7 protein-coding genes and 2 pseudogenes are annotated in these 6,795 nt (G+C 64.8%); 5 read left to right on the forward strand and 4 right to left on the reverse strand.

From position 1 onward, the window contains the following. Positions 1-23 precede the first annotated feature (23 nt). From E4P82_RS16660 to znuB, 3 genes are read left to right on the forward strand one after another with little or no spacing between them, the layout of a single operon-like run. Complete coding sequence (locus tag E4P82_RS16660; RefSeq protein ID WP_246327652.1) at positions 24-512, forward strand: Fur family transcriptional regulator; 489 nt, start codon at positions 24-26, stop codon at positions 510-512. Further along, positions 505-1,311 (forward strand): zinc ABC transporter ATP-binding protein ZnuC, encoded by an 807-nt coding sequence (znuC, locus tag E4P82_RS16665; protein WP_169249938.1) that lies wholly within the window; start codon positions 505-507, stop codon positions 1,309-1,311. Before E4P82_RS16660 ends, znuC begins: the two co-directional genes overlap by 8 nt. Next, complete coding sequence (znuB, locus tag E4P82_RS16670) at positions 1,304-2,095, forward strand: zinc ABC transporter permease subunit ZnuB (protein WP_169249939.1); 792 nt, start codon at positions 1,304-1,306, stop codon at positions 2,093-2,095. Before znuC ends, znuB begins: the two co-directional genes overlap by 8 nt. Positions 2,096-2,258: 163 nt before the next feature. On the opposite strand, the pseudogene E4P82_RS23260 reads toward znuB, so the two are convergent. The 3 genes and pseudogenes from E4P82_RS23260 to E4P82_RS16680 form a co-directional block, all read right to left on the reverse strand. Then, positions 2,259-3,155, reverse strand: a pseudogene (locus tag E4P82_RS23260) (ABC transporter permease); the annotation flags it as partial. A 34-nt stretch (positions 3,156-3,189) separates the two neighbouring features. Beyond that, positions 3,190-4,647, reverse strand: a complete 1,458-nt coding sequence (locus E4P82_RS23265; RefSeq protein ID WP_312915442.1) for an ABC transporter permease — start codon at positions 4,645-4,647, stop codon at positions 3,190-3,192. Between the two features lie 4 nt (positions 4,648-4,651). Further along, on the reverse strand, positions 4,652-5,422 hold the full coding sequence (locus E4P82_RS16680; protein ID WP_169249940.1) for an ABC transporter ATP-binding protein: 771 nt from the start codon (positions 5,420-5,422) through the stop codon (positions 4,652-4,654). Positions 5,423-5,436: 14 nt separating this feature from the next. Between E4P82_RS16680 and E4P82_RS16685 the strand changes: the two genes are divergently transcribed. Further along, the gene (locus E4P82_RS16685) at positions 5,437-6,072 is read left to right on the forward strand and encodes an arylesterase (RefSeq protein WP_420887135.1); all 636 of its coding nucleotides are present in this window, start codon (positions 5,437-5,439) and stop codon (positions 6,070-6,072) included. A gap of 81 nt (positions 6,073-6,153) precedes the next feature. On the opposite strand, the gene E4P82_RS16690 is transcribed toward E4P82_RS16685, so the two are convergent. Next, positions 6,154-6,363 carry a hypothetical protein gene (locus E4P82_RS16690; protein WP_169249941.1) on the reverse strand — a complete coding sequence of 70 codons (210 nt, stop codon included), beginning with the start codon at positions 6,361-6,363 and terminating at the stop codon, positions 6,154-6,156. Between the two features lie 146 nt (positions 6,364-6,509). Here E4P82_RS16690 and E4P82_RS16695 point away from each other — a divergent pair. Then, a pseudogene (locus E4P82_RS16695) lies at positions 6,510-6,795 on the forward strand (IS481 family transposase); the annotation flags it as partial.

A 6,795-nucleotide genomic window follows, 5' to 3' on the forward strand; every position in this document is an offset into this window, starting at 1 on the left:
AAGCTGAAATGATGGAGCCTTCCATGCGGCAAGCCGGGGATCTGAGCTGTGCACCTTCGATCGATGCGCAACAGGCGCTGGCGCGGGCGGAAGCCTTGTGCCAACAGCGTGGCGCCCGCCTTACCGACTTGCGCCGGCGCGTGCTGGAAATCATCTGGAGCAGCGCCACGCCGCTGGGTGCGTACACCATTCTCGACGTGTTGCGTGACGACGGCCGCCAAGGTGCGCCGCCCACCGTGTACCGGGCACTGGATTTTCTGTTGGCGCAGGGCTTGATCCATCGGCTGGCCTCACTGAACGTATTCACCGGCTGCCGGCGGCCGGGTAGTCACCACAGTGGCCAGTTTCTGATCTGCCGGGATTGCGGCCGAGTCAGCGAATTGAGCAACCCGGCGATCGACGAATTGCTGCGCGCCGAAACCGACGCCCGTGGCTTCGAGGTGCTGGCGCAGATCGTGGAGATTCTCGGCCGCTGCCCGGACTGCCTGGAGGAGCCGACGCGTCATGACTGAGCTGTTGCTGACAGCCGAAAACATCGGCCTGACCATCCGAGGCAACCCGATCCTGCACAACGTCAACCTGCGGGTCGCGGCCGGAGAAATCGTCGCCCTGATTGGCCCGAACGGTGCCGGTAAATCCACCCTGGTGCGGGTGTTGCTGGGCTTGCTGCGACCGGACAGCGGCCGGGTCTGGTCGCGGCCTGGCCTGCGGATCGGCTACATGCCGCAGCGGCTGGCGCTGGACGGCACCCTACCGCTATCCGTGCAGCGCTTCGTGACCCTCGGTACTCCGGCGGCGCGGGCGCGAGTGCAAGCGGTACTGGCTGAAGTCGGCGCCGCCCATGTGCTCGATTCGCCGGTGCAGGCGGTTTCCGGTGGCGAACTGCAACGGGTGATGCTGGCCCGTGCCCTGCTGCGCGAGCCCGATTTGCTGGTGTTGGACGAACCGATTCAAGGCGTGGACCTGAACGGTCAATACGAGTTGTACGACCTGATCGGTGGCCTGCGCCGCACCCATGGTTGCGGGATGCTGATGGTCTCGCACGAACTGCATCTGGTGATGGCCACCACCGATCACGTTCTGTGCCTGAACCGGCACGTCTGCTGCTCCGGTCATCCCGATCACGTCGCCCGCGATCCCGCCTACCTGGATCTGTTCGGCATCGACGGCGCGCGGCGGTTGGCGGTTTACCATCACCATCACAACCACCATCACGATCTGCACGGCGCCGTGGTGCCGGACCTGCCTCTTTCTTCCGCGTCGGGAGGAGAGGGCGGCCATCGTCCGCCCGTGGAGCAGGATCGTGGATGATTTCCTGGCGCGTGCCCTGCTTGGCGGCGTTGGCGTGGCGCTGGCCGCCGGCCCGTTGGGTGCGTTCATCGTCTGGCGGCGCATGGCCTATTTCGGCGACACCCTGGCGCATTCGGGGCTGCTGGGCATCGTGCTCGGTACCGTGCTGAATCTCAACCTGCAACTCGGCGTGGCGATCACCTGCTTGGTGGTGGCGCTGGTGCTGGTGCTGCTGCAACGACAGCGCCGGCTGGCGACGGACACCCTGCTGGGCATTCTCGCCCACACCACGCTGTCGCTGGGATTGGTCGCGCTGGCGTTTCTGGAAACGGTACGGGTCGATCTGACCGCTTATCTGTTCGGCGATATTCTGGCGATCGGCCCAATCGATTTGTACTGGATCTGGGGTGGCGCCTTGCTGGCGCTGGGGGCGTTGGCCGGGCTGTGGCGGCCCCTGTTGGCGATCACCGTGCACGAGGAACTGGCGCAGGTGGAGGGCGTGCCGGTCTTTCCCGTCCGGTTGGCGTTCATGCTGCTGGTTGCCATCGTCATCGCCGTGGCGATGAAGGTGGTCGGCATTCTGCTCATTACCTCGCTGCTGATCATTCCGGCGGCGGCGGCGCGGCGTTTCGCCCGCTCGCCGGAAGGCATGGCGCTACTGGCCAGCGGACTGGGCTGCGCGGCGGTGGGGCTTGGCTTGTGGGCTTCGCTGCGTTGGGATACCCCGGCCGGACCGTCGGTCGTGCTGGCTGCCGCCTTCCTGTTCGTGCTGAGTTCGGTGGTCCCCGGCCGGTCGTGGCGCTAAGCGCTACAATTCCCGCAGACTGCGCCAGGGGGGCTGGCTCAGTGCCGAACGCGCGCCCAGCAGTCCGGCCAAACCCACCCCCAGCACACCCACGCCACCCGCCGAGCGGCCAGATCCATGGATTCCATTGATAGGGGAATTCGAAGACCCGCGCGGCCAGCACGTAGCCCAGCACGGTTGCGGCGGTGGCGGCCAGTATCCCGGCCAACAACCCCAGCGTGGCGAATTCCGCCAGCAGGCTTTGCCGCACCACCGCCCGCCGCGCGCCCAGGGTGCGCAGCACGGCGCTTTCGAAGCGGCGTTCGTCCTGAGTGGCCTGAATGGCTGCGTACAACACCACCAGTCCGGCCGCCAGGGTGAACAGGAACACGTATTCGACGGCGGCGATCACCCGGTCCATGATCTCGCGGACCTTGCTCATCAGCGCATCCACGTCCAGCACCGTCACCGACGGATACTGGCGCACCAGGTCCGCCAGCAGTGGCTTCTGGCCGGCGGGTAGATGGAAGCTGGTGATCCAGGTCGCCGGATAATGATCCAGCACGCCGGACGGGAACACCACGAAGAAATTGGCCCGAAACGAATCCCATTCGACGCTGCGCAAACTGACGACTTTCGCTGGTAACTCCTGGCCGGCAATCTGGAAGCGCAGGGTGTCGCCCATGGCGATGCCGAGCTCTTTCGCCAGCCCGGTTTCCACCGAAGCGACGCCTTGGCCATGATCACTCGCGTTCCACCAGCGACCGGCGAGGATGCGATTGTCCTCCTGCAAGCGGTCGGTCCAGGATAGATTGAACTCCCGCTCCACCAAGCGCTTGGCGCGCGGATTGTCGTAATCGTCCGGTCCCACCGCCCGCTCGTTGATCGCCGTCAGCCGCCCGCGTACCATCGGGAACAGCTCCGCGTCGTGTAAGCCATGCTCGCGCAGGAAGGCGCGTACCCCGGCCACCTCGCCGGGCTGGATGTTGATCAGAAAATGATTGGGCGCATCGGCCGGTAGACTGGCCCGCCAGTTGGCCAACAAATCGGTGCGTACCAGGGTCAACATTAGCAGTGCCATCAAGCCCAGACCCAGCGCGACCACCTGTACCGCGCTACCCGATCCGCGCCGGGCGATGTTGGCCAGCCCAAATCGCCAGGCCACCCCGACCCGACCGCGCAGCAGACCCAGCGCTTGCACCAAGCCCCAGGCCGCCAGCGCCAGCGCCGCCACCGTGCCCGTCACGCCGGCGCAGACGTACAGCGCCAGCCGCCATTCCCCCCGCTTGCCAGATCAGCAGCGCCAGTGTCGCCGCCACGGCGGGACCGTATAGCGCCAGCAAGCGTGGGTTGACCGGACCGAGATCGCGGCGTAGCACCCGCAACGGCGGTACTTCCCGCAACCGTAGCAACGGCGGCAGACCAAAGCCGAGCAGGGTCACGAAACCGGTCGCCAGCGCCGGCAGGATCGGTTGCCAGGACGGCGCTGGCAGATCGCCGTTGCCAAGCAGTTGGCCGAGCACGCCGCTTAAGCCGTACTGAGCGAGATATCCGACCAGCAGGCCTGCCGTGCCGGCCAGCAGAGCCAAGGCCAGCAGCTCCAGCAGGAACAGCCGGACGATCAGCGTTTCGGTGGCGCCGACGCAGCGTAGGATGGCGACGCTGTCCCAGTGACGGGCGGCGAAGCGGCGGGCGGCGATGGCCACCCCGACGCCGGCCAGAATCACGCTGACCAGTGCCGCCAGGCTCAAGAATCGCTGCGCCCGTTCCAGTGCCGTCCGCAATTCGGCGCGGGCATCGCGCACGCCTTGCAGCTTTTCGCCGGTCGCTAGCCGAGGTTGTGCCCAAGTGTTGAACGCGACCAGCGCCGCCGGCTCGCCGGCCAGCAACAGGCGGTATTCGACCCGGCTACCGGGCTGTACCAGTTGGGTCGAAGGAATGTCGGCCAAATTCATCATCAGGCGCGGCGCGATGCTGAACAGATCGCCGGCCCGATCCGGCTCATAGGCTAGCACCGCCCCAATCTGGAACTCGCGGCTGCCGAGATGAACCGTGTCGCCGACCTGAAGACCCAGTATCTGCAACAATCGCTCGTCCAGCCAGACCTGACCTGGAGCGGGGATGGTGTCGATGGCGCGGGGTGGATCGAACGGCCGGTCGCTGATTTGCAGGATACCGCGCAACGGGTAAGCGGGGCCGACCGCCTTGACTTCGGCCAGTTGGGTCAGGTCGCCAGACAGCACCACGCTGCGAAAACTCAGGGTTTCCGCGATCCGCAGGCCACGTCGGCGGGCCTCATCGGCCAGTAGTGCTTGAATCGGATTCGGCGCGGAGATCACTTCATCGGCACCCAACAGCTCGCTGGCCTTGCGTTCCATGGCCTGCTGGATGCGGTCGGTGAAAAAACCGACGGCGGCGACACTGGCGACGGCAATCAACAGGGCAATGGCCAGTACTCGTAGTTCGCCGGATTGCCAATCGCGGCGCAAGGCTCGCAAGGCCATGCGGCCGATATTGCGCCAGTTCGGGAAATCGGCTCCGAGCGAGGAATTCGTGGTTGTGGCTTTCGGCATGGCTTCAAACCGGGTGGAGGCGTTGAGTCGGTTCCGCGCGCAAGCGGCCGTCGTCCAGTTCCAACATCCGATCGCAATAAGCGGCCAGTTCGGGATCGTGGGTGACCAGAATCAAGGTGGTACCCTGTTCTCGATTCAGCGCGAACAGCAGTTCGACGATGCGATGGCCGGTTTTCTGGTCCAAATTGCCGGTCGGTTCGTCGGCGAATAGCACGTCGGGATTGCCGGCGAAGGCACGGGCGATGGCCACTCGCTGTTGTTCGCCACCGGAAAGTTGCGAGGGATAGTGCCGGGCGCGGACCCGCAAGCCGACCCGTTCCAGCAGTTCCAGCGCTTGGCGGCGGGCGTCGGGTTGGCCAGCCAACTCCAGCGGCAGCATGACGTTTTCCAGCGCGGTCAGTCCGGTCAGCAGTTGGAAGGACTGGAACACGAAACCGACTCGTCGCGCCCGCAGCAGGGCGCGGCCATCTTCGTCCAGGCCGCCAAGATCGACTCCCGCCAGCCACACCCGGCCTTGGCTGGGCACATCCAAGCCGGCCAGCAGGCCCAATAGGGTCGATTTACCGGAACCGGAGGCGCCGACCACCGCCACGCTTTCGCCCTTGGCGATGGTGAAGTTGATGTCATCGAGGATGAGCAGCGGACCTTCCGGGCTGACGACCTGTTTGCTCAGCCGCTCAGCCCGCACGATACCGCTGGCTGACTGGTTGTCCACCGGCGGCGCGGCGGTTACGCTAACCCCGCTGGCCGCTTCCAGGTCATGATCCACGCGCATTGCCAGGTTCTCCGATGATGAAAACGAATTGCTCACCTTGTTTACCGATTGTGCTGTTGGGGCTGATGGTTTTATTCGGTTCCGCGGCCCGCGCCGAATCGCCGGTGATTCTGGTGTTGGGCGACAGCTTGAGCGCCGGTTACGGGATACCGGTCGAAAAGGGCTGGGTCAGCTTGCTGCAACGCCGGTTGGTGGAGCGCGGTTTCCCGTACCGGGTGGTCAACGCCAGCATCAGCGGCGACACCACCAGCGGAGGTCTGAGCCGGCTGCCGGCGGCGCTGGAGCTGCATCGTCCCGCCATCGTCGTTCTGGAACTGGGTGCCAACGATGGTTTGCGCGGTCAACCGCCGATGGCGATGAGTCGCAATCTGTCACAGATGATCGAACGATCCCAGCAGGCCGGCGCGCGGGTGTTGCTGGCGGAGATGCGTATTCCGCCGAATTATGGCCCCCTGTACGCGCAAAAGTTTCAAGCGACGTTCGGGGAACTGGCCCAGCACTACGCGATTCCCTTGATCCCATTCTTGTTGGACGGCGTGGCGGGCAATCCGGCGCTGATTCAGGACGATGGCTTGCATCCGCGCGCCGAGGCACAGCCGCAGATTCTGGATAACGTCTGGGCGGTGCTGGAGCCGACGTTGAAGTCGTGATGGTTTATCAGGCGGCTCATCCTTACCGGTCATGATGGCGCGCGTCGATCGCTCCCGAGCTTAGCGAAGGAGACGTTTTTTTCATCGTGCCTGCTCGTCGATGCGTTGGCGTTGCTGCTGGGCGGCATCCTGGATTTGCGATTCCAGTTGGCGCGCTTTGTCTAATGCTTCGGTTTGCGCGCTCAGCGGATTGTCGGGTTTGGCGGTGGATTTCGGTGCGTCGTGCTCCTTGGAACAGGCACCCAGCGCCAGTAGTAACAGACCGCCCAGTAGGGTGGAACGCAGGTTCATGGATTCAACTCCTCTTGGATGTAATCAGAACGGGTTGGATAGGCTACCTGTCAGGTCCCGCGAGATTATATTGACATTAGGAGCCGCCGTTTGCTGGAATCGCGGCGGTTCTTACACGATCTGATTCTCGCGCTACGGAGGCCCTGATGGAGATTCGCCTGCACGCCAACGCCACCACCACGCCCAAGCAACGAGCGTACATCCAGCAATCGACTCGCCCGGCGGCCGAACTGGCGGTGGAGATCGGAGTGAGCGAGACCACGATTCGTCGCTGGCGAGCACGGGACACGGTGCGGGATCGCCCGCACACGCCGCACCGCTTGGCGACGATCCTGAATCCGCTGCAAGAGTTTGTGGTGGTGGAGTTGCGCAAGCTCTTGTTGCTGCCGCTGGACGACTTGCTGGTGGTGGCTCGCGAGTCGTGTGTCCCGA

Source organism: Candidatus Competibacter phosphatis (assembly GCF_012939995.1).
Classification (GTDB): domain Bacteria; phylum Pseudomonadota; class Gammaproteobacteria; order Competibacterales; family Competibacteraceae; genus Competibacter; species Competibacter phosphatis.